Raw genomic sequence first — 24,638 nt, forward strand, 5'->3', positions numbered from 1 at the left:
AACAAAATATCATGAGAAAACTATCTTATTTAATCATCGTGTGCTTATACTTGTGCAGTGGTGTCATTCCTCTGATGGCACGTCAGGTCACGGCTTTCAATACCGGTTGGCAATTTAAGAAAGGTCCTTTTGCTACAGATCCGATGCGGGCCGCCTCCCAATGGGATGGAAAGTGGGAAACGGTCGAAATTCCACATACCTGGAATGCCATGGATATGCAGGTACAGTCGGGCTCTTTCTACGAAGGGGCAGGCTACTACCGCAAAACACAGTTCTTTCCCCACGACCTGGAGGGTAAGCGTGTTTTTTTGCGTTTCGAAGGGGTAGGAGCCTGTGCCGAAGTGTACGTCAACGGGAAACTGACAGGTACGCACAAAGGTGGTTATTCTGCCTTTGCATGCGAAATAGGTACAGCGCTCAAACTCGGTGCCGAGAATGAAATCGTTGTTAAAGCTGACAATAAAGCCCGCCCCGATGTAATTCCGGTCAATCAGAATCTTTTCGGTGTCTACGGCGGTATTTACCGTCCCGTATGGCTGATTGTAACCGAACAGAATAATATAACGGTTACCGATTGTGCCTCGCCGGGTGTCTACATCACCCAAAAGGATGTATCAAGGAAATCGGCCGATATCACCGTAAAAGTGAAATTGGATAATGCCGGACTTCAACCTGCTGCTGTGACACTCGAAAATACCATTTATACGCAGGAGGGCCGGAAAGTCGGCACACACAGCCGGTCGTTTGATTTGAGTCCGCAAGGGACACAAACTTATTTGTCCACTTTTAAACTGAAGAACCCACATCTCTGGCAGGGACGTAAAGATCCGTATCTTTATAAAGTTGTCTGCAGGCTGATGGCAGGTGGGAAAGTGATTGATGAAGTGGTGCAGCCTCTCGGTGTGCGTAAGTACGAGATAGTAGCCGGAAAAGGTTTTTTCCTGAACGGTGAGAAGTATCCGATGTATGGTGTAACCCGTCATCAGGATTGGTGGGGATTGGGGAGCGCCCTTAAAAACGAACATCACGATTTCGATTTGGCCGCCATTATGGATGTAGGAGCCACTACCGTCCGTTTTGCCCACTACCAGCAATCAGACTACCTTTATTCGCGCTGTGATACATTGGGACTGATTCTCTGGGCCGAAATACCTTGTGTAAACCGGGTGACCGGATACGAAACCGAGAATGCGCAAAGCCAGCTTCGCGAGTTGATCCGCCAGAGTTTTAATCACCCTTCCATCTATGTGTGGGGGCTTCACAACGAAGTGTATCAGCCACATGAATATACGGCTGCATTGACCCGGTCTCTCCATGATCTTGCCAAGACAGAAGATCCGGACCGTTACACTGTTTCGGTCAACGGATATGGACACATGAATCATCCGGTCAACCTGAATGCGGATATACAGGGTATGAACCGTTATTTCGGCTGGTACGAGAAAAAGATACAGGACATCAAGCCTTGGGTGGAGCAACTCGAAAAGGAGTACCCTTATCAGAAGCTGATGTTGACCGAATATGGTGCCGATGCCAACCTGGCTCATCAGACCGAATATCTGGGTGATGCTCTGAATTGGGGCAAGCCATTCTATCCGGAAACGTTCCAGACTAAGACACACGAATATCAGTGGAGTGTCATCAAAGACCATCCCTATATCATCGCTTCTTATCTTTGGAATATGTTCGATTTTGCCGTACCGATGTGGACACGTGGTGGTGTTCCGGCACGTAATATGAAAGGGCTGATTACCTTTGACCGTAAAATAAAGAAAGATTCTTATTTCTGGTACAAAGCCAACTGGAGCGAAGAGCCTGTTCTCTATCTCACGCAACGCCGTAATGCCGACCGTGAGAAGCGGACAACTGCCGTTACCGTCTATTCCAACATAGGAACTCCTAAAGTATATCTGAATGGGCAAGAGCTGAGCGGCATCCGCAATGGATATACCGATGTGCACTATGTGTTTGACAATGTGTCGCTTGCCGACGGGAAGAATATGCTCAAAGCCGTAGTTTCAGTCAGAGGGAAGGAATATGTTGACGAGATTGAATGGAACTATTCCGGTGAGAAAAACCGGGAGATCGATTCATACGAAAATAAGGATGAACATTCGGGTTTCTGATAGTAGATTTCAAAAATCATCCTTTCCTACGAAAAATGCATTTTCATCTTCCATCTTCCACCCTTATAGAGATAAACGGCTGTCTATCATGTCTATATCGCGGTGGAAGATCGCGTTTTTAAGCCGTTTATCTTCCACCTTTATCTTCCATCTTCCACCTCCGTATTTAAGGAGTAAATAGACTGTAGATATTTAATATACAAATACATAGAGTCGGTATTCTATCTGTTTGTGTCCTTTATTGTATTTTGTTTTTCTTGCTACCTTTAGTGAAAATGGTCTTTTCTTTATCCCGTCCCGCATACCCGGGCTGATGAGCCCGCATACCTGGGCCGATGGGCCCGGGTATGCGGGACGGGATAATGATGCTGTATAAAGATGTAATACTCTTATTATAAGTATGTTATGAAATGAAGATAAATGACATGTTTTCTTTTGAATTTTCTTCTTGAATAGAGTATAAAGCCTTGTAGTTTTAGAAAACTTCTTTAATATATTGCGTGGGTGGAACTTTATAGAATTTCTTAAATTGTTTTCCGAAATATTTGGCATTGCAAAAGCCTAAAAAAGTGGCTATTTCCGTGACAGTGTATTGTTGCGTAACCAATAAAACTTTAGCTTTATTCATTTTGAAATAATGCATGTATTCTGTGGGTGTTTTATCCGTAATTTCTTTTATTTTAGTGTAGAATTTGGTACGGCACATTCCCATATCGGCACTTAGCATGTCAACTGTATAGCTTTCTGTTGAAAGATTCTTTTCCAGAAGCTTGTCCACTTTGTTTATGAACAGTGCGTCCTCTTCACTTTTTGCAGTTGGTGAAGGCAGATTGTCCGACAGATTTTTCTCCAGGAGTTTCATGATGCGTTCATGTTTATTGATAAGCATTTGTATGTCCACTTTGAGTCTGCAAATATTGATTGCCCGCGATTCCAATTTATCAACTCCACAGTCTATATGATCAAGATAGCTTCTGTTATCATTGGCGCTGATCAGAAGAATAACAGGAATATGGACCATGCTTGTATTCGATTTTACTTTGGAGCAGATTTCTTTTCCATGTATGCCTCCTACTGTTTCATCAATAATGATAATATCCGGTATCCGCTGCCCCGAGAAACGTACTATCTGTTCAGGGTTTTCAACGACTGTTATTTTGAAAAGCGTAGAGAATGCTTCATGTAAATAACCGCTTAACTCTTTATCTGCCATGACCAACAGGATATGTTGCTTGTTCTTGTCAGAATGGATGATTTTATCATCTTTCATTACAGGAGGCACTACTTCCGGGCATTGTACGGTATTACAATATCCGTTTATGGGTACAGTAACCCGGATGGTTATTGACCGCCCATGATAGTCGCCGCTCAACTTTCCTCCATGCAAACGGATTATCTTTTTTATAATTTGGAGACTTCCGCAGTAGTGCATTAACATGAATGTGGAGATAAACGAAAGTGTCTTTTTATGACTTTGCTTGTATTCCGGGCCATTCGTTATCCGGAGGTTCCAGTGGTTGACGCTGTGTGATACATTCATGTTTATGCAACCTTTGCAAGGCGTGGCTTCGATCATTTTATTCAGCAGGCATTGCAGGGCAGCAGTCATAGTCATTTCGTCTACCCGGCAACTGATATAACTGAAATCTTTGCTGATATTTAATTTTATTTGGCGAGTGTCGGCATATATCCGGCATTGATTAACGATTGAGGTGATAAAAGTGTAAAGTTCGAATTCAATGGGAGAAGAGCCCGGATGCAGTTCATTCTCTTTGTCGTCGAATACGGCAATGTTCTGGTAGCAGCTCATGATATGGTTAGTGTATCTGAGTATCCGCTTTATCTTTTGGGACGTAGATTCGGAGAGGTTGTCCGAAACGACCTCTTCCAGTAGGTGATGGATCAAAGTCAGTGGTGTCTGAGTTTTATGGGTTATATTTAAGATCAGCCCCAATTTTTCGTGAGGAAATAGCTTTGTGCTGTATACCATTCGATAATATACGATAAGGGAGATCAGTAATCCTATTGCCAGACCTTCAATAGGATAAGACCATAACAGCAGCCATAAGGACATTGGGAAAACAGTGGCTCCTTGAGACTGATTCGCAAAACTTTCATTCATTTCAATTAATGTGTTGGCTTGGATGCAGGGACATGCGTAATTAAATTGAATGTCCATCGAGATGATTAGTAAAAGAGTTAGAATTAATTTCATAATTGTAATTAGATAAATATTAATTTTATGTTCTTATTCAATTCGTGAATTTTTATACATTTTTTATTTTTACGAATATCCCAACTGTTGTTGGTGCTGCAAGTATATGACTTTTTGTACATCCTGATTGGGTATAATCTTTCAAAAGAAATGGGTAATATTTGGTACAGAAATGCTGTGTGTATCTTTTTCATCATATAATTTTTCTCTTTATGGGAGGGCATTTATTATTTTGAATTATCAAGTCCGTTTCTACTGTTCCTGTCCGGATGGTTCTATTTTACATGTTTTTTATTCCTGTTTAGATGTTGATTAGTTATATTAAAAGGTGTCATATTAAGTTTGTTGGGTGGAAGAAAACTTTCAATGAAATATATTCCAGAATTGAAATGAATTTAGCTTTCGGATGCTTCTTCTTTGTCTGTCACAAATACTTTGTATAACTGATTTTATTTGTAATATATTGGTATATAGGTGTAAGTTCCGGAATTTTATTCTCAAATATAATGTGTTTTTTTGATTCATGGAGATATTCTTATCAGCTGGATTTAGTAAAAATAGTAGTGGAATAAGAGCCTGACACGGCTGTTCTAAGTGTTAATTTAATGAGCTAATTGAAGTTAAATATAAGATATTACTTATTATTACCTGTATATGGGGTAAATATCAGTATTGTAATGTTGTGTAATAAATTGTAATACACCGAAATATATGTATGATGTAAATGTTTATTCGTAAATAGAAATATTAAAATATTCTAATTTTGATATGAAAAATAGACCAGCGGCCCAGATTTGCCTTTCTATGCTTGTTTGAGGTAGATATTTGAGGACTTGTCTATCTGCATCGATAATGGGGTAATTGTGTGTTTGTTCTCTATTAATCAGCGAAATCTATAGAATGGGACTTTGAGATAATATTGTAAAGTATTACATTTGTTTGCAAAAAGAAGCCATGATGAAACGCTCTAAGCTATTTTTATGGATTTTGGGGATATTGGTGCAAGCAATTTTAGTCGGTATGCACTTCTATCAGAGGAACGTGGAAGCAATGTATATCGAAACCGAGTCTCTTTTGAAGGAAGTATTGAATGAGGAATTGCACAGGAAGCAGCAAGAATTGAAGTTGTTTTATATTTCCAAAGTGATAATCGATACTATTCCTTTGACCATTCGTGTAACGACGAGTGAGGGAGTCAAGACTTTTACTGTTGATGCTAAGAAAAGTAAAAAGAATATTTCACCAAGTATGGCAGAGCGGTCTTGGCACTCAGTTGCCTGTATGAAAAGTGGCTTATCTACAGATACTTTGAATTTACTTTGGAACAATAAGCTCAAAGAGCGAAAAATTCTTGCTAAAACCGATGTACATTTATCAATAAACCATTTAGATAATTCTATTTCTTATTTTAAATGTAAAAACTGTAATCGTTTTTGTTCCGGAACACATAAAATTACTTTTTATGTAGGTAATAGATGTGAAGTTGAGATCATTGCTTTTTGGTCTTATCCATGGCGGGCGATATATCGGTATCATAGCTCTCCATTTAAAATAATAGTGGGTGTGACAGTTGTTCTTATCATTATTTTCTGTAGTTGGTATCTGTACTTATCTAAAGTTCGAAATGATAGAAAGCATTTAGCTAATGATCGGGATCGTGAAAGAAAGGTGCGTATGCAATTGGAGAAAGACCAGAAAAGATTAGAGGCAAAACAAAAAGAATATGAAAAGCGTATAAAAGACTTTTCAGCAAAAGGCGAAGAATATGAAGAAAAACGTAAAAATATGGAGGGAATATTGAAAGGGTATGAGATACAAATTCAAAAACTGAAAGAATTAAAAGAATCAGGGAAAGAACCGTTACTTTACAGGTTGAGTCCAAAGGTTACTTTTGATTCTTATGCAAAGGTATTAATTTGTGGCGATCAAACGATACCTCTTACTTCGCAGGCATGTCAACTATTGGATACTTTCCTGAATGCTCCTGAATATATTTTAACATACGAGGAGCTATTGGAATGTTTATGGAAAGATGGTACTGGGGATATGACTCGTTTGCGAGTCGCTATTTCTCGTTTACGTGTTGCGTTGAGTGTAGATCCTGAGATTTCTATTTTTCAGAGAGGTATTAATAAATACCAATTAGTACTGTCTGAAATAGGTTAATTTAGGGAGACTTTCGTACTATGTAATAAAATGTAATGTATTATATGATGTTTTATTGGTTAGTAGCCTTTAACTTTGCAGTGAATAATTAAAATATATATCTTATGAAAATGAAGAACTATTTAAAAGCAACATTTCTTTTGGCTGCTATCGTTTCGGTTTGGCTTTTAAAACCTACAGAAAAATCTCAGAATGTGGATCCTCTTTTATTGCAAAATATAGAGGCGCTGGCAAGTGGAGAAGGACCTTCACATGCTCGTTGTTATGGACCAGGATCTGTAGATTGTCCTATTAATCACGACAAGGTGGAAATAGTATATGAGGGATTCAGTGTAGGAGAATAAAGCTATACTCTTAAAAGAGGAATCGATTTAGAGGAAGGGAGGTGTAATTTCAAATACTTAAAATATAGGGCTATAGCAAAGATAAAACTTTTCTAATCAGCTATAAATTAAAAAGATCATGGGAAAGAATATCAGTATACTGATTTTAATAGGGACTATTCTTTTAGGATGTCATCCGGAAAAAGAGAAGATTGAGTTCTCAAACAGACTGATTTGTAGCGATAGCATATCGCGAGAACTGGTTGTTTTAAATGATACGTTTTTATTTTCGTATCCTTTGCAAATAGAATGTATAGATTCAGTATTACTGGTATTGGATAATGTTAATAATAACTTCTTCCATCTGTTCACTCTAAAGGGTGTACCCATAAAATCATTTGGAGAAAAAGGGCAAGGTCCTGCTGATTTTATAAATGTGGAATCGTTCAATTTATCTGAAGATAGGGAAACCATGTATGTCTACGATACGTCATTACGTAAAATAGTGAAATATGATGTTTCTTCTTTTTTAAAAGATTCATTGAAATGGGAGGTTATACAGGTGAATTATGATAGCTTGCCTCAAGCCGAAGTGCCTACAATAATCTATGATATGCTTTCTCTTAAAGATTCAAACTTTCTTGTGAAAGCAAATCATAAGGGCCTTCGGTTTGGGCTATTAAAAGATGGAAAGGTTACTCAATTATACAATTCTTTCTCAGATTGTGTAAATACGAATGATGATGAAGAGGTCTGGTCAGTCTTCTGTAGCAATGCCAAAACCAAATTAAGACCTGACAGGACGAAGATGTTGAATGCAACCTATCTTGGAGGGGTATTGGAATTGTTCGATTTGAATGATAATTGTTCCTTATCATTGGCAAAGATTCTTTATATTTACGAACCTAAATATGGTATTGCCGAAGGGGCAATACCCAAATATGCTGTTTTCAATGAAACGACTCGGATTGGTTTTGAGGACGTATATGTAACCAATAATAGTATATATACATTATTGCACAGTATAGGGAATGAAACCTTACCTTCGGAAATTACTGTATTTAATTGGGAGGGAATTCCAATAACTAAAATTAAAACAGGGCGCTCCCTCTCTAATATTGCCGTCGATGGGAAGGATAACACAATCTATGTAATTGCCGAGAACGAACAGAATGCTTATGAGCTTTCTTGTTTGTCTTTAAATTGATTTATATCTTGTGTTTGAGGTCTTTCACATGTCATTTGACATGAATGGCAATAAATGGCAATAAAATTGATAGCAGTTTATCCAAAATCTTTTTACCTTTGCTGTATTGTTAATCTAATCTAATAAAGTTATGAAGAATATCTTGTTAACACTTCTCTTGTTTATACTTTTTTCATGTAAAAGCACTGGAGATAAAACCGACTGTGAAGTATTACATGTCGATTTGGTTGAACGCCCTGTTGCAACAGAAGAATTATTTTCTAAAATATCTGTCATTCCATTGGAAACCAATGATAGTTCCTTTCTTGTAAGGCCTGTAAAAGTTATTATAAAAGATAACAGATATTATATTGTCGATGAAGGGGTTCCGGCTGTGTTTTCTTTTGATGAAGAAGGGCATCTTTTGCATAAAATAGGTAAAAAGGGACAAGGTCCCGGAGAGTATCGTGAAATATACGATGCCGTTATTAAAGAGAAAGAAAATGCAGTGTATATGCTATCTCCATTTGGCTCTCTTTATGTGTATTCTCTGGATGGAAAATTCATAAAAGAAATAGAACTGCCAACGAGGGCAAATTATCAATTGATAGAGGAGCTGGAGAGTAAGTATTTCGTTACATGGACACTTCCTGCCTCTGAGAATGAAAATTGTATCAGCGTTATTTCTAAAGAGTCTTTCAAGAATGTGAAAGAATTTTGGCATGTTCCTCCCGTTCTCACTACTCTGAATTCTAAACCTTTTTATAATTATGAACATAAAGTATATTTCTCCAATCCTTATCAAAATGAAGTATATGAAGTAAGGACAGATAGCTTACGGGTTGCATACCGTTGGGATTTTGGAAAAGATAATCTTGATTTGAAGGAGTATGGATTCACTTTATTAGAGGATCAAAAGGTTGAGGAATACAAATTAATGTTGCAGTATTTACGTGATTCTACTGTGCCTTATTTATTAAGGCATCAATTTCAGAATAAAAAATATTATTATACCATGTTGACGTTTGGCTTTCGGCATCGGATAAATCTGTTTTATCGAAAGGATGACGGCAAGAGTTTCTTTTTTGAGAAAACAGCGGAAGGTGTTTTGCTCCATCCTTTAGCCTTTAATGAAGATTTCCTGACTTGTATTGTTTTCAATGAAGACTTTCCAAACTATGAAAAAGTGCTTCCTCCGGAGGAATATCAGAAGCTGGAAGAGCGTTTAGAAGATGATAACCCCTGTTTAATCAAATTTTATTTTAAATGAAAAATCTTATACTGGTGTTAGGTTGTTTTTTCTTTCTAATCTCATGTCAGCAGACCGAGAAGGAAAAACTTGAAGAACTTGTTAAAAATTGGTATGGGAAGGAGGTACTATTGTAAAGAAAGTGATACTGGATAGATGGGGTATATGCATCTCGGTGGATAGTAATGATGAGCGACTCTGCCTGATGACAAAGGAAACGGATGGTGGAGAAGAACGTTATCATTATTATTGTTATCAGTTAAACTGACTTTTTTGTTAGGATGTTACGAGTTTGCTTGATATGTATATTTTTTGTTTTTCAAATCTTTCTTTATGCAGGGGTGGAACAGACAAGCGGGAGGAGACTTTGTTATTTTCGGGCAATAACCGTGATGAATTTGAAACGGTACTGAATACAATCTATTTTGGAGGAATATTGGAATTAGTTGACTCGTACAAGAGTTCTTGTTTGCGTGTGAAATGAACAGAATGCTTACAAACTGTTTTGTATATCTCTAAATTTGTTATTTAATTTTTTTCTGTCTTTTAGCTTCTTGTTAGGAAATAATATTATTTTTGTCAGTAAAATAAATCGAAATGACAAAAAATGAATTGCTTTCGTGTGTTATTGGAGTGATAATCCTATCACTATTGGTTGGAGCCTATTTCTATCAACGAAATAAGATGGGCATACATAAACAGGCGGAGAATCTATTCGTACAGATGCTTCAAGAAGAGATGGAAAGAAAAGAAAGAGATTTAAATCTATTTCACTTGTTTGCTGAGAGTTCATCTGATACTCTACCTTTGAAAATTTACATTACAACAGCAGAAGGGAAAAAAGCGTACGAGGTTGATTCTTTGAAAAGTAAAAAGAACATTTCTCGGAATCTGAGAAACCGGTCAATACACTCTATCCTATGTGAGAAATCCCATTTATTGCCGGATTCTTTAAATGAACATTGGCGGAGTATGCTTAAGAAAGATCACATTGATACAGAGTCTGCGGTGCGTGTGCAGATGGAAAATCTTCAGGGAAAGATTGTTAGTTCATCAAGTGACGATTGTGTGTGGGATACTTCTTTGGGGGTTGTAACTTCATATATAGGCAATCGTTGTGAGATAGAGGTCATCGGTCTTTTAGCTTTTAGTTGGAAAACAATATTATGGTATCATTGGCAACCTTTTGGATGGATTGTAATTTGTTTGTTATTGACGCTTTTATTTATCTGCTTTTATTATAAAATGGTAAATCGGCCTCCGGAATTAAAGGAGGTTCCTTATGAGGTTGTCGTTGAAAAGGAAGTCGTTGTTGAGAAAGAGGTGATTCGTGAGATAATAGTTGAAAAAGAAACATCTCCGGAAGAAAAGGCACCTCTAATAAAGCAGATTTGTAAAGTAGAAGGACAACTATATAGTTTACGTCATGGAGTTGTTTTTGATGCCCGGAATAGAGTTCTTAATTGTAATGGCAAGAAAATGTCTTTGTCCCCCCAGCAATGTCAGATTCTAAAGCTTTTTTTAGATGCTCCCGATTATACGGTGACTGATGAGGATATCATTAAGTTTATTTGGAAAGGTCAATCGAACGTTCAGATAAATATGTTTTGTTCTGCCGGAAACAAATTAGGGAAGAGATTAGAGCAAACTGGTTGTGGTGTTTGTTTCAGGCGTTTTGGAAGCGATCGTTATCGTATGTTGTTCATAGATGACCTTGTTGACAATGATTTGACATGAATGGCAATAAATGGCAATAAAATTGATAGCAGTTTATCCAAAATCTCTTTTTACCTTTGCTGCCAGTTATTAACACTTATACTTTGAAACCATGAAAAACTATATGAAATTGATCTTTGGGCTTGGTTTAATAGCCTTGGTCGGGTATTGGCCTGCCGCGAAAACTCCTAAGAGAGTAAATTCCTTATTCTTGCAAAATGTAGAGGCGCTTGCCGGTAGTGAACACGTTACCAATTTAGGTTGCTTAGATGACGGATCTGTAGATTGTCCTATTAACCATATCAAAGTAGAATATGTGGTTCAAGGATTTAGTCTTGGGGAGTGAGTGCTCTTTTATATAAATCTTATCACACTAGAATCATTCATTGCATTATTAACTTGGGTTAGAAAGGGAGTGGAACGATCTACGTTCGAGAAAAGTCTTAGAATCGTCCACTCCCGGATAACCCTTAAAAAAGGAGGTTGCCCGGCACGAAGATAGCGAAAAATTCATTGGAATGAGTAAATGTAGCATATACTTTTTCTACGGAGGAGGTGGCTCCCCGAAAGAGAGACACGACAAACAAAAGAATTACTAACCTCGTAAAAAATATGTAAGTTATGAGTAAGAAGATTTTTGCGGCCCTGATAGTCGCTGTAGTTGCAACTTTTGCAGGCTACAATATATATCAGTCACAGAGAGCAGAAATGTCGATATCGGATTTGGCAATGGCTAATGTAGAAGCGTTGGCTAGAGATGAGGCTAACAGTAATGGCAATACGGGTCCAAGTGAATTGTACGATTGTCCATGGTTATTCACTGGTGACGGAACACATTGTAAATGTGAAAATATGGCTCCATGTACAGCGGTCCTTTGTGATTAACATACATATAGGCTGTAGCTAAGATGCTGCAGCCTTATTATTAATTTTAGTAAGTTGAAATGATTTGTATGTTTTATAGAATATTAGCAATTTGTGCCTTTGCTATGACCTTATTGGGTTGTGGACATAAAGAAAAAGTAAGTGTGTTTGTGACGAATGATATGAAAGACTCCTGTTTGGTCAGTTCTCTTTCTAATACTCTTGATATGAATTCTTATGTAGATTCTCTTTCTTTTATTTCATTAGATGATTCAGATGCGAACTCATTTATAAAAGATATAAATAAGTGTATAATAAAAAATGATCGTATCTATATTTTGGATTTTTTTGGAACAGAGTCTGTTAAAGTATTTGATTTGTCTGGAAAGTTTCTTTTTATGGTAGGAGCCAAGGGCGGAGGTCCTGGAGAGTTTTTTCGTACTTTCGATTTTGATGTCAATGATAATGGGATTTACCTTTTAGATGTCCGAAATAGAAAAATCATAGAATATGCTTTAGATAATTCCTTTAGAGAAGAATATCGTTATGATGGTAAACTGTCTGGAATCAATAGCTTTTTCGTAACTAATCAATCTAATTTCGTACTTGGAATGGATAAGGAAATATATGATGATGCCAAAGTTCTATTAGTAAATCAGGAATTTGAAATTATCCAACATATACTTCCTTTTAATGAGAAAGATACTCAAGGGCAATTGAAGATTGGGAGTTTTAGAAGATGTGGCGATAATATTGTTTTTTACTACCCTGTTTCTGATGATATTTATTTATTTGAAAAATCGGGTGAGTTGGGTAAAAAATATTCTATTTCTTTAAATGCTCAACCTATACCAGATGAGATTAGAAGTGACTATAATAAAGTAGTATCAGAAAGGAAATTAGGTGGGTTTAATTATTTTCATGAATCTGTTTATTATAATGGTAACTTATTTCTGGCTACTATGTTTTATGGTTCTTCCAAAGCGTTGTTTTGTTTGGATATTGTGAATCAAAAGTATATTATAAAGAGTTATGAAGGAATAATGGAATTATTTAAGAAGTTATCGATTCGTGATTTTAATTTTCCTGTGTATGCAGATAATAACCAGATAGTGTGTGCCATGAATCAAATGATTTATGAGAAGATAGAAGAGAAAGAGATGATAGACCCTGCATATATAGAAATGTTAAAAGAAGGTGGGACTTTATTACTTGTTTATCATTTAAGAAATGATAAAACTCATGAATGACAAAATTTACATTCTAATATTAAGTTGTGTTCTATTTATTTCTTGTGGCAATAGTTCTTTACCTTCAAAGAATCAACAAGAATTATCAGAAATAGTCAATGAATTGATGGGGAAACATATTGTATTTCCTAAGGTGATGTATAATGATAGGGCTATTGATTCATTGTTGAAGATGGATTATAAATTGGTCGTTTATACCGATTCTGTCGGATGTACAGAGTGTCATTTATCATTAGGAGAGTGGTCAGTGAAGATCCGAGAAATGAAAGTAATAAATAAAAATCTATCTTTTGTATTTATTGTAAATAACTCAAGTGAACTTGTTATTAGAAGTTTATTGAATAAGAATCGATTTGATTATCCGGTGTTTATTGATCACAATAATTCTTTTTATAAGTTGAATTCTTTAAAAAAAGATCATCGATTTCAAGTCTTTTTATTGGATAGAGAAAATAATATATTGCTTATAGGGGATCCGATACGAAATGATGCAATATGGGAGTTATATAAGAAAACGTTGAATGATGAGGAGAGTGTTCCATTTAAGCGATATAGTAATAGAGAGATTGCTGTTAGTGCTACCACTATTAATTTGGGGGAGTTCTCTTCCGAGCAATCTCAATCTTGTATTTTTACTTTATATAATACGGGTGAAAATATGCTTGTCATTAATGATGTGGTTACCTCTTGTGGGTGTACTTCAGTGGAGTATTCAAAAGAACCGGTTTCGCCAGGGAAGTCTTTGGATATCATTGTAACTTATAAAGCGGATCATCCGGAGCACTTTAATAAAACTATTACGGTATACTGTAACTCTTCCGCGTCTCCATTGCGGTTAAAGATAATGGGGAATGCTAAATAGTTTGAAATGAAGAGTTAATTGAATATATTTGTTGAACTTTAAATAGGATTGCTGGCAATAACTTATAGGTCCTTTATAATTATTAAATGTAAAATGTATCTGCTGGACGTGGATTGTAGTATAGAACTCGTTGATTTGGAGGGTTGTGGAAGCATCTGGCTGATTAGATAGTAGGTTAGGAAAGTAGAAAAATATTTGCCTGATTGAAGTGGGATAGTGACTTTATAGAATAAATATGAATCATATGAGATTTAATTTAGTCGTTTTATTTGTAATTTTACTTTTTTTCTCTTCTTGTGGCAGGGAAGAAAAAACTGTGTATGATTTTCCTTTAGAACAATCGCTTAAGAGTGATAGGGAAGTTAGTTTAAACAAGGAACTATTAGCTCCCTATCTGATGTGTTCTTATGATTCCACTCTGTGTCTAATAGATTGGACTGCCAATCCGATGGTGCATGTTTATAACATGAATACAGGGAAAGAGATGGTTGCTTTTGGGAATAAAGGCATGGGGCCGGATGATTTTCTATCTATATCCCAAATGTATGTAGATATGGATAAGCGTTCTTTGGTACTGTATGATCAGTCTTTGCAAACTATAAGTTTTTTTCAAATGGACAGTTTAGCTCAAGGAAGTCTCTCAAAGATAGATTTTATTTCAGCTCCTAAGTTAGGAATGAATAGGGTATATGCATATTCGGATTCCATATTTTACGGGAGTGGGACTTTTGAAAGTGGCCTGATAGCGAAATGCAATCAGAAAGAGATTTTAAATCAATATCTCCCTTTTCCACAAACAGAGCAAGCGGTAAACGGGATGTAAACTATTTGTTGTTCCAGGGGGATCTTATTATGAAGCCGGATAAAAAACGTTTTGCTTACTTGTCGTATGAGTGCGATTTATTATCTATTCAGAAAGTGGTAAATGACACGTGCCTGGAAAGTGTAGTACATTTGAATACGTATACGCCGGTATTTGAGAATCAATCTACTAACGAAGTGTCTTCTGTTGATGTCTCTGCCGATTCTCCTAAAGGATTTCTTCGTGGGGTAGCCACTGAAAACTATATTTATGCACTTTACAGTGGGCAAATTGGGAAAAATAAGGCAATAGCAAATGAAGTTTATGTATTTGATTGGGAAGGACGTGCTGTAAAGAAAGTGATATTAGATAGATGGGGTGTATGCATCTCGGTGGATAGTAATGATGAACGACTCTGCCTGATGACAAAGGAAACGGATGGTGGAGAAGAGCGTTATCATTATTATTGTTATCGGTTAAACTGACTTTTTGGTTAGGGTGTTATGGGTTTGCTTGATATACTTTAAAAATGAAATATACGTTAGTTGTTTAAAAGTAACGAAGATGAAACAAAAATATATCTTATTTCTTTCATTGTGTTTTGTATTTTTCTCATGTAGGAAGAACGATGTTGATTCGGTTTATTCATTTGACACAGCATGCGAAATTGTAGACTATAATCTTATTTGTTCAGATGAAGATGCTCCTTGGGGAGCTATAATGAATATGGAAATAGTAGACAGCATTTTGGTTCTTCAGCATGCAATGGATGAATATGCTTTTTCATTTATTAATGTAAATAATGGGGAGCTATTATCTCAATGGGGGCGTACAGGCGAAGGACCAGAAGAGTTTATAGATTTCGGGTCTGGTTTTGAAATTGTTGACTCGAGAATTGTTTTTCTGGAGCGAATGAAGAAAGCAAGGATTTCGGTATCAATATCCGATATCTTAAGCAAAAAAGAACATCCGGATATAATAAGGGAGACTTATCCTTATAGTGTGGATTTCAGGGCTTTGGAGATTAATACTGTTGGCAATAAAAAGATAGTGACCGGCGGGTTTAAGGAAGGTTATTGGGGAGCTCTTGACTCACAGAATCATATTATACCTCATGTGGCAGAGCTTCCTTTTGATGCGGGTGAGGTGTCCGGTTTAGAGAAGGGTACCGTTTTCGGAGGTATATTGAAGGCAAGTAGCAAACAATCCAAATTTGTGCTTTCAATACGTGCTTCTGATGTTTTCGAAATTTATCGTGTTTCTGACGATGGAATAAATCGTGTCTATGTGAGTCCTTTTAAGCATATTCCGAAAACCTGGAAGAAGGGAGGCGGTTATGCAATTGATTATAACCAAAGTATTGGAGGAATAAAAAATATAGCAGTCTCGGATGACTTGATTTGTTTTTCACTCTTTTTACAAAATTACAATGAGGCTGCAAAAACAGACTTTGCGTCTAATGAGCTGTTCTGTTTTGATTGGGATGGGAATAAAGTGAAAAAATATGTGTTACCTTTTCCTATAGGTAATTTCTGTATTGATGAAACTCATATCTATGGAGTTCGGAACTTTGAAGATAAAATTATCATTTATCGTTTTAACATGTAATCTGAGTTTTGATGCGCAGTTAATGCAGATATAGCATCACTGGTGGGTGCTTTAGATTTAAAATGTTCTTTTGGAATGATTGATAATCGCATAGTTAGAGCCTTTTTTGAGTGTGAAATGGGCAGAATGTTTATAAACTGTTTTGTATATCTCTAAATTTGTAACTTAATTTTTTCGATATTTAAGCTTCTTATCAGGAAATAACCTTATTTTTGTCAGTAGGTTCCAGAAAAGTCTTAGAATTGTCCACTTTCGGATAACCTTTAAAAAAGGAGATTGTCCGGCACGAAGATAGCTCATTGGAATGAGTAAATGTAGTATTCACTTTTTCTACGGAGGAGGTGGCTCCCCGAAAGAGAGACACGACAAATAAAAGAATTACTAACCTCGTAAAAAATATGTAAGTTATGAGTAAGAAGATTTTTGCGGCCCTGATAGTCGCTGTAGTCGTAACTTTTGCAGGCTACAATATATATCAGTCACAGAGAGCAGAGGTGACAATGTCGGATTTGGCAATGGCAAATGTGGAGGTATTGGCAGATTCTCGCGAATCGTCGGCTGATTGTACGTTTGGGAATGTAAGTTATGATCAGTATTCCAATACTTTGCATTGCAGCGGTAATGGTACACTTTGTTGTAAAAAGCCAGTAGCAGGATAGGAGCTTTATTCTTTATTATAGAGTTTGGAGGTTGTTTGTCAGCCTCCCACTCTTTATTAAGTCAATATTATTATGGTGACAAAGTGGAAAATTACAGTTGGGCTACTACTTATATTATTTTGTGGTTGTAGCCAAGTGAAAGAATTGCATGAAAGCAGTACAATTATTTCTTTTAAAGAACATACTGATGTAAATGCGGATAGTATATTAGAGTTATCTTTCTTAAAGCTTCAAACAAAAGATTCATGTTTGGTAAAGAATGTTGGGCTTATTAAAGAATTAAATAATTATTTATTAATATTGGATTCTGCCAACTCTAATTTGTATGTTTTTAACAAATTGGGTGCTTTTGTAAATCAGATTGGACAGAAGGGAAGTGGCCCCGGTGAATATATATTGTTATCTTCGTTTTTTGTAGACAATAATAAGAATTATATTATCGCAATTGATGTTGCCCAGGATAAAGTATTGTATTATAGTGCGACTGATTTTAGTTTTTTGTACGAAAGGAGATTGCCTTTTAGTACATCTTGCTGTCTACAGTTAGAGGATGGTAATTTGCTTTGGAATAGCAAAGAATACACAGACTCTAAATTATCCGACTTCCATTTTGTGGTTACGGATTCTTTGTTTCATGTGATAGATTATAAAATGAATAAAGAGTTTAAATCTGGTTATACAATAGGGCCTTCTCAAACAATCTATAAGGTTGGTGCCAATGCATTTGCGTATACTCCATTCGATTTGACGATTTATAGAGTGGCTGCTTCAGAGGTCGTTCCGGCTTATTCTTTTTTATTTGAGGGTCTTACTGTCCCTCCTTTGGATTTCTTGAATAAAATTAGTAATAATGGAAGCTCTAATTACTTGTATGATTTGATTCAATCTGATTATATTTCTTATTATAGTGTAGAAGAAACTGAACGTGATTTGTTTGTATGCTATATGAAAAATAAAGAAAAGTATATAGGATTGTATGATAAGAATACTAATAAGACGTATAATTATACAATTAAAACATTTCAGGATCAGTTAAAGGTGGGTGAACTCAATTATTTTAGTACAGGTTCTGTTGATGGTTATCATGTAGCTCCATTGGATGTGTTATCCTTAAAAGATCTGGTAAGAAACGGATATGCGTGTGATGACAAGTTGTCTGAATTGCTGGCGATATCGAGTGAAGAGGATAATCCTATATTATTGTTTGTTCGGATCAGGAAGTAGACAGCTGTATGAAAAGTGGTGTGATCTTTTTTGTTGATTTTACTTATTTAATTGTTTCTATATTTTAGCTTTTTGCTAGGAAATAATATTATTTTTGTCAGTAAAATAAATCGAAATGGTAAGAACGGTTTTTTACTTAAATATATTGGTATGAAGTATATTCGGTTATTGCTATGCATTGGGGGGATAGTGTTATTAGCATTTCTGGTTAGTTTGTATTTCTTTCAAAGAAACAGAAAGTTGATGCACATAAAGGTGGAAAGCCTGTTTACACAAGTATTGAAGGATGAACTGAAAAAGAAGGGGGAGGAATTGGATTTATTTTATTCTTTTTCAGGGATATCAAGTGACACAATACCTTTAACTGTTTCGGTTATGACCGAAACAGGATCCAGACAGTATAAAGTGGATGCCGGGAAGAGCCGGAAAAATCTTTCTCAGATTTCGAGAGAACGTTCATTACACTCCGTTATTTGCTCCGAGAAGCAGCTATCTCCCATGACTTTGAGTCAGACCTGGGCGGATAGCCTGCAAACACGACATATTCTGGCAAGAGTTGCGATGCAAATAGTAACTACAGATTTGGAAAATCGGACCTTATATAAAAAGAGCCAGACCGTCACTTTTCCTCCCGAATTGAAATTAGTTGCTTATTTGGGGGAAAGATGTGAAATAGAGGTTTCCGGTTTTTTATATTATACTTGGTGGTCGATTTGTAGATACCATTTCTTTCCATTCGGAATAATTGTTGGTATAGCTTTGTGTTTGATTGTTTTTTTGATCTATTTGTTTAGGGTGAAAAACCGTTTGTTTAAAACACAATCTGAGTGTTGGCTGTTAGCGGAGAAGCTAAAAAGAAGGGAAGAAAAATTAGTAGAGTTAGCGAGTATACGGGATCAATATGCGCACCAGGTTGAAGTGCAGCGATCTGACGCTCGGGAGAAGGACATGTTGTTGAAGGATCTGGAGCAAAAGTTGAAAGAGTGCGAAGATCAGATAGCCGATTTAAATAAGTCAAAAGAAAAATTAGTAGAGTTAGCGAGTATACGGGATCAATATGCGCACCAGATTGAAATGCAGCGATCTGATGCTCGGGAAAAGGACATGCTGTTGAAGGATCTGGAGCAAAAGTCAAAGGTGTACGAAGGGCAAATAGCGGAATTAAACAAGGCAAAAGAACTGTTGGGAACAAAATCCTTGATCTATAAATTGAGTCCTATACTGACCTTTGATGCATATAAAAAGATATTGGTGTGTAACGGGGAAATAATTCCACTTAATCTTCAGTCCTCTACTCTCTTGCTGGCTTTCTTAAACGCTACTGATTGTCAATTGACACGTGAAGAAATTGAGAAGTGTTTATCTGGAAGGAGCCGGGAGTGCCTCCGGACGGCTAAGCATCGTTTATCTAAGGTACTTCAAATCGATCCTTCTATTTCTATTGTTCAGCACAACAGAGATCTTTTTCAGCTGCAACTGCCGGAAATTGAGGCCTTGTAACGCTTTGTAACGCGGCAAATGATGATGATAAGAAAAATATAGCTTATGTTTGTATACATTTTAAACGCATATAGACATGAAAAAAACTTTAAAAGTAGCTATTCTTCTTATTGCTATTATTTCTATGGGGCACTGGATGCCTGTGAAACAAGTTCGTGATTTAAATTCTTTATCACTTCAGAATGTAGAAGCTTTGGCTAACGGAGAAACTCCTATTTATACTTCTTGCATTGGTACAGGTTCTGTGGACTGCCCAATTCAACATGATAAAGTGAAGTATGTGAGCCAAGGATTTAGTTTGGATTATTAAAAATATTAACTTGGTTAGGAAGGGAGTGAAACGATCTACGTCCGAGAAAAGTCTTAGAATCGTCCACTCCCGGATAATCTTCAAAAAAGAAGTTTGCCTGGTACGAAGATAGCGAAAAATTAATTAGAAAGAGTAAATGTAGTATTCACTTTTTCTACGGAGGAGGTGGCTTCCCGAAAGAGAGACACGACAAACAACAGAATTACTAACCTCATAAAAAATATGTAAGTTATGAGTAAGAAGATTTTTGCGGCCCTGATAGTCGCTGTAGTCGCAACTTTTGCAGGTTACAATATATATCAGTCACAGAGAGCAGAAATGGAGATGTCAGATTTAGCAATGGCAAATGTAGAAGCGTTGGCAGACGATAATGAAATAAAATCTGGAGATGCATGTTATTCTGATGGGAAATATGATGCAGATAAACCTAAGGCTGTAAAATGTGCTAATCCTTGTGTCTATGAACCACTTAATTTGCCATTATGGCCATCTACCTCTTGGTGTCAGTGATTGAAATAAATATTAATATCATATTGTTGGAATATACCATTATTTCAGCAATATGATTTAGTTCAATTAAAATGAAAAAAATAATATTTCTTATTGCTTTATCTTCTTTGGTTTTAGGGTGTAAAAATAATACCTCTAGCAAAATGTACGTTGACGGATTAACAACTTTGCCTAAAGGGGTAGCTTGTTTTCAGTTGCTTCCCAAGCAAGCCGTAGTTAAGTTTGTTGATAAATATCCAATTGATCTTGATGTCAGTGATTCATTGTTGTATGTTATAATGGCGAAATCTGATACCATTATATATATCTATGATAAAAATAGCGGGATCCTTAAAACAAAATTAGGGCAGGTTGGATATGGTCCGGAAGATATAATATCTCCTGAATTTCTGAGAAATAACTATGAACTAAAAAATGAAAGTAGAGACCTCAGTTTTTATGATTTAAATTCAAGAAAAATATTTGAAATAGATAATTATTATCATATATCTCCATATTTAGATTTTGTTGATGAGATTTACCCGTCACGATCAATTAGTATTTCGAATAACTTTTGGGTAGGGCAGCGTATGGCAAAAAATTATCCAACTATGTTCCAAATATATAATTCTATAACTGGAAAATTAGTTCAGGTTGACTATTATCCAAAGGTAAAGGACATGGATAAATTATTTGATAAGAATTATATGTATGGATTGAACATAGTATCTAATACTGAAAAGAATAGAATTTTGGCAGGTATGTTTTTCTTTGATTTAATTCAAATTTATGATTTTAATGGGAAATTAATAAAAGAGGTTTCTATGACTCAGGGGTATGATCAAGAAAAAGCTCTTGCAAATTTGTTTAATCGCAACGACTACATTGGTTATCCTGCAATTTATTCAACAAATGAATTTTGTTATTTAAGGAGAGATTTTATCGATGGCGAAACAAGAAATGTGAAGAAATCTCAGTTCGTAAAAATGGATTGGAATGGTAACATTAAAGCCGTTTACGCGATTGAAGAGAAGTTACTTGGTGGATTTTGTGTAGATAATAATATACTTTATTGCATTTCTCAAGAAATAAATCAAGGAACTGAAGATGAATATTATAAGATATTATCTTTCGAACTGGAATCATGAAAAAGATAATGATGATGCTATTGGCGATAGCTACGTTGTTGCTTGGAGGGTGTAGCAGACGAAAGATTGAAATTGTAGACATCGTTAATAGCTTGAAGGATAAAGAAGTTTTATTCCCCAGGAATGCCATATTTACTTCTAAGTGCAATGACACTGTTCAGGTGCAATTGGATTCTGATTATAAGATAGTGACCTATATAGATTCTATAGGTTGCACAAAATGCAAAATGAAACTTTCATACTGGAAGAAGTTCATACAAGAAATAGATTCATTGAATAATACAAAAGTTTTATTTTTTATTCATTCTAATAAACGTGATGAAATGCGTTTGATTTTACGGCAAGAAAGTTTTGATTATCCTGTATGTGTTGATCTATTAGATTCATTTAATATTTTGAATAATTTTCCTAATAAAGTGGAATTTCAAACAGTATTGTTAAATAGATATAATAGGGTGGTAGCTATAGGTAATCCTATAAATAATCAAAAAATTAGAGAATTGTATATGAATATTATTTCTGGAAAAAATAATGTAGAGAAACAGCCTTTACTAACAGATATTGCTGTATCTAAATCATTTATGAATTTCGGTGAATTTTCTTCAGACAAAACTAAAAAATGTAACTTCACGATACGAAATATAGGTGAAAATTTGCTGATTGTTAATAATGTGGACACGTCATGTGGATGCGTTTCGATTAGTTATTCTCAAGAGCCAATACAGCCCGGAGGTATTTTGGATATTATTGTAACTTATAAAGCGGATCATCCTGAACATTTTGATAAAACGATTACAGTATATTGCAATGCTTCTGATTCTCCTTTGCAATTGAAAATAGCAGGCAATGCAAAATAGTTTTAGAGGAGTCAAAGAGAGATAAGTAGTTGGTTGGATTAATATGAATGTTACGGTAATAGAATGGATTTACAGTTTCAAAAGCTATATGTATTGATAGAGATAGGTTTACTTTGGCTTGCTTCGTCATGCGGGGGGCAGGGCAGACAAGTGGAGGAGGCCTTATCCCTTTCGGGCAATAATCGTAATGAACTTGAAGCGGTGCTGAAGCATTATGAAGGAGATGACCGGAAGCTGGAAGCAGCACGCTTTTTGATTGGCAATATGCCCGGAAGTTATGGAGTTAATCCGATAGTGAAGAAGGATTGTTCTGCTTTTTATGAGGCTTATGATTCATTGGGACAAAAGTATGACTATCGGGTAGGTACAGAATGGGGGAAACAGGTAGATAGCCTTTGGAAAGATTTTAGTAGTCGACATCGGGTGAGGCAGGAACTTAGCTATGATATTACTCAGATGAAGGCGAGAGATTTAATCCGGGAAATTGATCTGGCATTTCAAGTATGGAAGGAAAATGTTTATTCGAGAAACTGTTCGTTTAAGGATTTTTGCGAGTATATATTGCCTTATCGGCGGCAAAATGGATTATTGATTGATGGTGCCCGTCGGGAGCTTTACAGACGACATCATGGGAAGTATTTTGTAAAAGGTGGAAAGGATTGGCAACAAGAGATTGATTCGTTGTTATATGAATATAAGTATCTGACACATTCCGGTTTTTGGGGAACAAAGATTCCGATATGGAATGCGGCGACTTTTGAGAAGATGCGTCATGGGTTATGTGCACAGCGCTGTTGGTATAATTCTCTATTGTTATCATCATTAGGGATACCTGTTGCTATCGATTTTGTACCAGCATGGGGAAACCGTAATAATTCGCATACTTGGAATGTGGTAATACTGGACGGGCAATCACATGCTTTTGAGTCATTTTGGGATAATGATCGTTGGCAGTATAATTATTTATATAATAATAAAACGAGTGATCCTGTGTGGGGAGAATTTCGACTTCCTAAAGTATACAGAAATACGTATTCAAATCACCTTGAAGGGCCTTTGGCAGATAGAGAAGTGGATAGGGCCGATATTCCAGAACTATTTTGTAACATGAAAAAGGTAGATGTTTCCACTGAGTACTTTGAGGCTGAGGATGTGGTTGTTGAGCTAACTCAGAAGGTACCGGAAGGTACAAAATATGCTTATTTGGCCGTCTGGGGTTATCAAGAGTGGCACCCGGTACAGTGGGGAAAAATAGATGCAGGGAAAGCTGTTTTTAGGAAAATGGGGAAGGATGTGGTGTATTTACCAGTATATTATAAGCGAGGAGTATTGCTTTCGGCTGCTGCACCATTCCGGCTTAAAAGCGACGGGCGGGTGGAGATTCTGAAAGAAAATGGTAAAACAATGGAAATGGTGGTGCGTGGTGCTACGGGGGTTGCCGCTTATGATTGGAATAAAGACTATTTGGCTTGTATGCGAGGACTTCGGATAGTGGGAATAGGAGAAAATACAGAAGAAGAGGAGTTGTGTAGATGGCCGAATTCTTTGTGTATAGAACGTACTTATCAGGAAGTAAAATCCCAACGTCTTTATAGATATGTCCGCTTACAATTGCCTTCGGATAGTTTAGCATTGGGCGAACTTGTCTTTTATACAGGACAAGGCCGTATAAATGATGTGAAGGTGTTAACTCCTGTCCAGGTAACAGGCAGAAAAGAAACTTTGGAAATGCTGACGGATGGTATAGATGCAACCGTTTATAGGGGTAGGATTCGGGATAAAATAGTGGATGTAGACTTGGGTAGAAAATATAAGATTGAAAAAATAGGAATGTCACCTTATTTGAAGACACAGTTGTTTTATCCGGATGAGTTTGAGTTGCTTTATTGGAAAAACGGTTGGAAGCCACTGGGATGTAAACAAGCGAATGATAGTGGTTTTATGAAATTTGAAGAAGTACCACAAGGAGTATTATTTATGTTAAAAAACTGTCGTTGGAAAGGAAAAACCGCTGAACGCATATTTACTTACGAAGAAGGAGTGGTGCGGTGGGAATAAACATTTTGAAATAGTAGCTTTCTACT

General features: G+C 36.2%; 23 protein-coding genes. 22 read left to right on the plus strand and 1 reads right to left on the minus strand.

Annotated elements, in window-relative coordinates; translation table 11 throughout:
* Nucleotides 1–11 precede the first annotated feature (11 nt).
* Nucleotides 12–2,126 carry a glycoside hydrolase family 2 protein gene (locus tag FDF36_RS19495; RefSeq protein ID WP_220392462.1) on the plus strand — a complete coding sequence of 705 codons (2,115 nt, stop codon included), beginning with the start codon at nt 12–14 and terminating at the stop codon, nt 2,124–2,126.
* A gap of 475 nt (nt 2,127–2,601) precedes the next feature.
* Here the strand turns inward: FDF36_RS19495 and FDF36_RS19500 are convergent, their stop codons facing one another.
* Entirely contained in the window at nt 2,602–4,305 is a 1,704-nt protein-coding gene (locus FDF36_RS19500) for a helix-turn-helix domain-containing protein (RefSeq protein WP_220392495.1), read from the minus strand.
* Between the two features lie 993 nt (nt 4,306–5,298).
* Between FDF36_RS19500 and FDF36_RS19505 the strand changes: the two genes are divergently transcribed.
* The 21 genes from FDF36_RS19505 (at nt 5,299) to FDF36_RS19600 (ending at nt 24,612) form a co-directional block, all read left to right on the plus strand.
* Nucleotides 5,299–6,507: a winged helix-turn-helix domain-containing protein gene (locus FDF36_RS19505; RefSeq protein ID WP_220392496.1), complete on the plus strand. Its 1,209-nt coding sequence runs from the start codon at nt 5,299–5,301 to the stop codon at nt 6,505–6,507.
* Between the two features lie 104 nt (nt 6,508–6,611).
* Nucleotides 6,612–6,851 carry an NVEALA domain-containing protein gene (locus tag FDF36_RS19510; protein ID WP_220392463.1) on the plus strand — a complete coding sequence of 80 codons (240 nt, stop codon included), beginning with the start codon at nt 6,612–6,614 and terminating at the stop codon, nt 6,849–6,851.
* Nucleotides 6,852–6,969: 118 nt separating this feature from the next.
* The gene (locus FDF36_RS19515; RefSeq protein WP_220392464.1) at nt 6,970–8,037 is read left to right on the plus strand and encodes a BF3164 family lipoprotein; all 1,068 of its coding nucleotides are present in this window, start codon (nt 6,970–6,972) and stop codon (nt 8,035–8,037) included.
* A gap of 130 nt (nt 8,038–8,167) precedes the next feature.
* Nucleotides 8,168–9,286, plus strand: coding sequence for a 6-bladed beta-propeller (locus FDF36_RS19520; RefSeq protein ID WP_220392465.1), 1,119 nt, complete (start codon nt 8,168–8,170; stop codon nt 9,284–9,286).
* 121 nt (nt 9,287–9,407) lie between these two features.
* Nucleotides 9,408–9,533 (plus strand): hypothetical protein, encoded by a 126-nt coding sequence (locus FDF36_RS21365; RefSeq protein ID WP_259281480.1) that lies wholly within the window; start codon nt 9,408–9,410, stop codon nt 9,531–9,533.
* 329 nt (nt 9,534–9,862) lie between these two features.
* On the plus strand, nt 9,863–11,002 hold the full coding sequence (locus FDF36_RS19525) for a winged helix-turn-helix domain-containing protein (protein ID WP_220392466.1): 1,140 nt from the start codon (nt 9,863–9,865) through the stop codon (nt 11,000–11,002).
* A 103-nt stretch (nt 11,003–11,105) separates the two neighbouring features.
* A complete protein-coding gene (locus tag FDF36_RS19530; protein ID WP_220392467.1) occupies nt 11,106–11,327 on the plus strand; it encodes an NVEALA domain-containing protein in 222 nt (73 codons plus the stop codon).
* A 275-nt stretch (nt 11,328–11,602) separates the two neighbouring features.
* Complete coding sequence (locus tag FDF36_RS19535; RefSeq protein WP_220392468.1) at nt 11,603–11,866, plus strand: NVEALA domain-containing protein; 264 nt, start codon at nt 11,603–11,605, stop codon at nt 11,864–11,866.
* Between the two features lie 68 nt (nt 11,867–11,934).
* Entirely contained in the window at nt 11,935–13,095 is a 1,161-nt protein-coding gene (locus tag FDF36_RS19540) for a 6-bladed beta-propeller (protein ID WP_220392469.1), read from the plus strand.
* Nucleotides 13,088–13,957, plus strand: a complete 870-nt coding sequence (locus tag FDF36_RS19545; RefSeq protein WP_050550871.1) for a DUF1573 domain-containing protein — start codon at nt 13,088–13,090, stop codon at nt 13,955–13,957. Before FDF36_RS19540 ends, FDF36_RS19545 begins: the two co-directional genes overlap by 8 nt.
* 244 nt (nt 13,958–14,201) lie before the next feature.
* Nucleotides 14,202–14,780, plus strand: a complete 579-nt coding sequence (locus FDF36_RS19550) for a BF3164 family lipoprotein (RefSeq protein WP_259281481.1) — start codon at nt 14,202–14,204, stop codon at nt 14,778–14,780.
* Nucleotides 14,781–14,809: 29 nt separating this feature from the next.
* Nucleotides 14,810–15,244: a BF3164 family lipoprotein gene (locus tag FDF36_RS19555; RefSeq protein ID WP_220392471.1), complete on the plus strand. Its 435-nt coding sequence runs from the start codon at nt 14,810–14,812 to the stop codon at nt 15,242–15,244.
* A gap of 79 nt (nt 15,245–15,323) precedes the next feature.
* Nucleotides 15,324–16,367: a BF3164 family lipoprotein gene (locus FDF36_RS19560; protein WP_220392472.1), complete on the plus strand. Its 1,044-nt coding sequence runs from the start codon at nt 15,324–15,326 to the stop codon at nt 16,365–16,367.
* Nucleotides 16,368–16,774: 407 nt separating this feature from the next.
* Complete coding sequence (locus tag FDF36_RS19565; RefSeq protein ID WP_220392473.1) at nt 16,775–17,026, plus strand: NVEALA domain-containing protein; 252 nt, start codon at nt 16,775–16,777, stop codon at nt 17,024–17,026.
* 72 nt (nt 17,027–17,098) lie between these two features.
* Nucleotides 17,099–18,250, plus strand: a complete 1,152-nt coding sequence (locus FDF36_RS19570) for a 6-bladed beta-propeller (protein WP_220392474.1) — start codon at nt 17,099–17,101, stop codon at nt 18,248–18,250.
* A gap of 243 nt (nt 18,251–18,493) precedes the next feature.
* A complete protein-coding gene (locus FDF36_RS19575; RefSeq protein ID WP_220392475.1) occupies nt 18,494–19,750 on the plus strand; it encodes a coiled-coil domain-containing protein in 1,257 nt (418 codons plus the stop codon).
* A gap of 76 nt (nt 19,751–19,826) precedes the next feature.
* The gene (locus tag FDF36_RS19580; protein ID WP_220392476.1) at nt 19,827–20,060 is read left to right on the plus strand and encodes an NVEALA domain-containing protein; all 234 of its coding nucleotides are present in this window, start codon (nt 19,827–19,829) and stop codon (nt 20,058–20,060) included.
* Nucleotides 20,061–20,291: 231 nt separating this feature from the next.
* On the plus strand, nt 20,292–20,570 hold the full coding sequence (locus FDF36_RS21370; RefSeq protein WP_250718240.1) for an NVEALA domain-containing protein: 279 nt from the start codon (nt 20,292–20,294) through the stop codon (nt 20,568–20,570).
* Between the two features lie 71 nt (nt 20,571–20,641).
* On the plus strand, nt 20,642–21,697 hold the full coding sequence (locus FDF36_RS19590; RefSeq protein ID WP_220392477.1) for a hypothetical protein: 1,056 nt from the start codon (nt 20,642–20,644) through the stop codon (nt 21,695–21,697).
* Complete coding sequence (locus FDF36_RS19595) at nt 21,694–22,554, plus strand: DUF1573 domain-containing protein (RefSeq protein ID WP_250718239.1); 861 nt, start codon at nt 21,694–21,696, stop codon at nt 22,552–22,554. The genes FDF36_RS19590 and FDF36_RS19595 overlap by 4 nt, the downstream gene beginning before the upstream one ends.
* Nucleotides 22,555–22,617: 63 nt before the next feature.
* Nucleotides 22,618–24,612 carry a hypothetical protein gene (locus FDF36_RS19600; RefSeq protein WP_220392478.1) on the plus strand — a complete coding sequence of 665 codons (1,995 nt, stop codon included), beginning with the start codon at nt 22,618–22,620 and terminating at the stop codon, nt 24,610–24,612.
* The last annotated feature ends 26 nt before the right edge of the window (nt 24,613–24,638 follow it).

Origin of the sequence: Bacteroides fragilis (genome assembly GCF_019583405.1) — a bacterium.
In the GTDB taxonomy this organism is placed as follows: Bacteria; Bacteroidota; Bacteroidia; order Bacteroidales; family Bacteroidaceae; genus Bacteroides; species Bacteroides fragilis_B.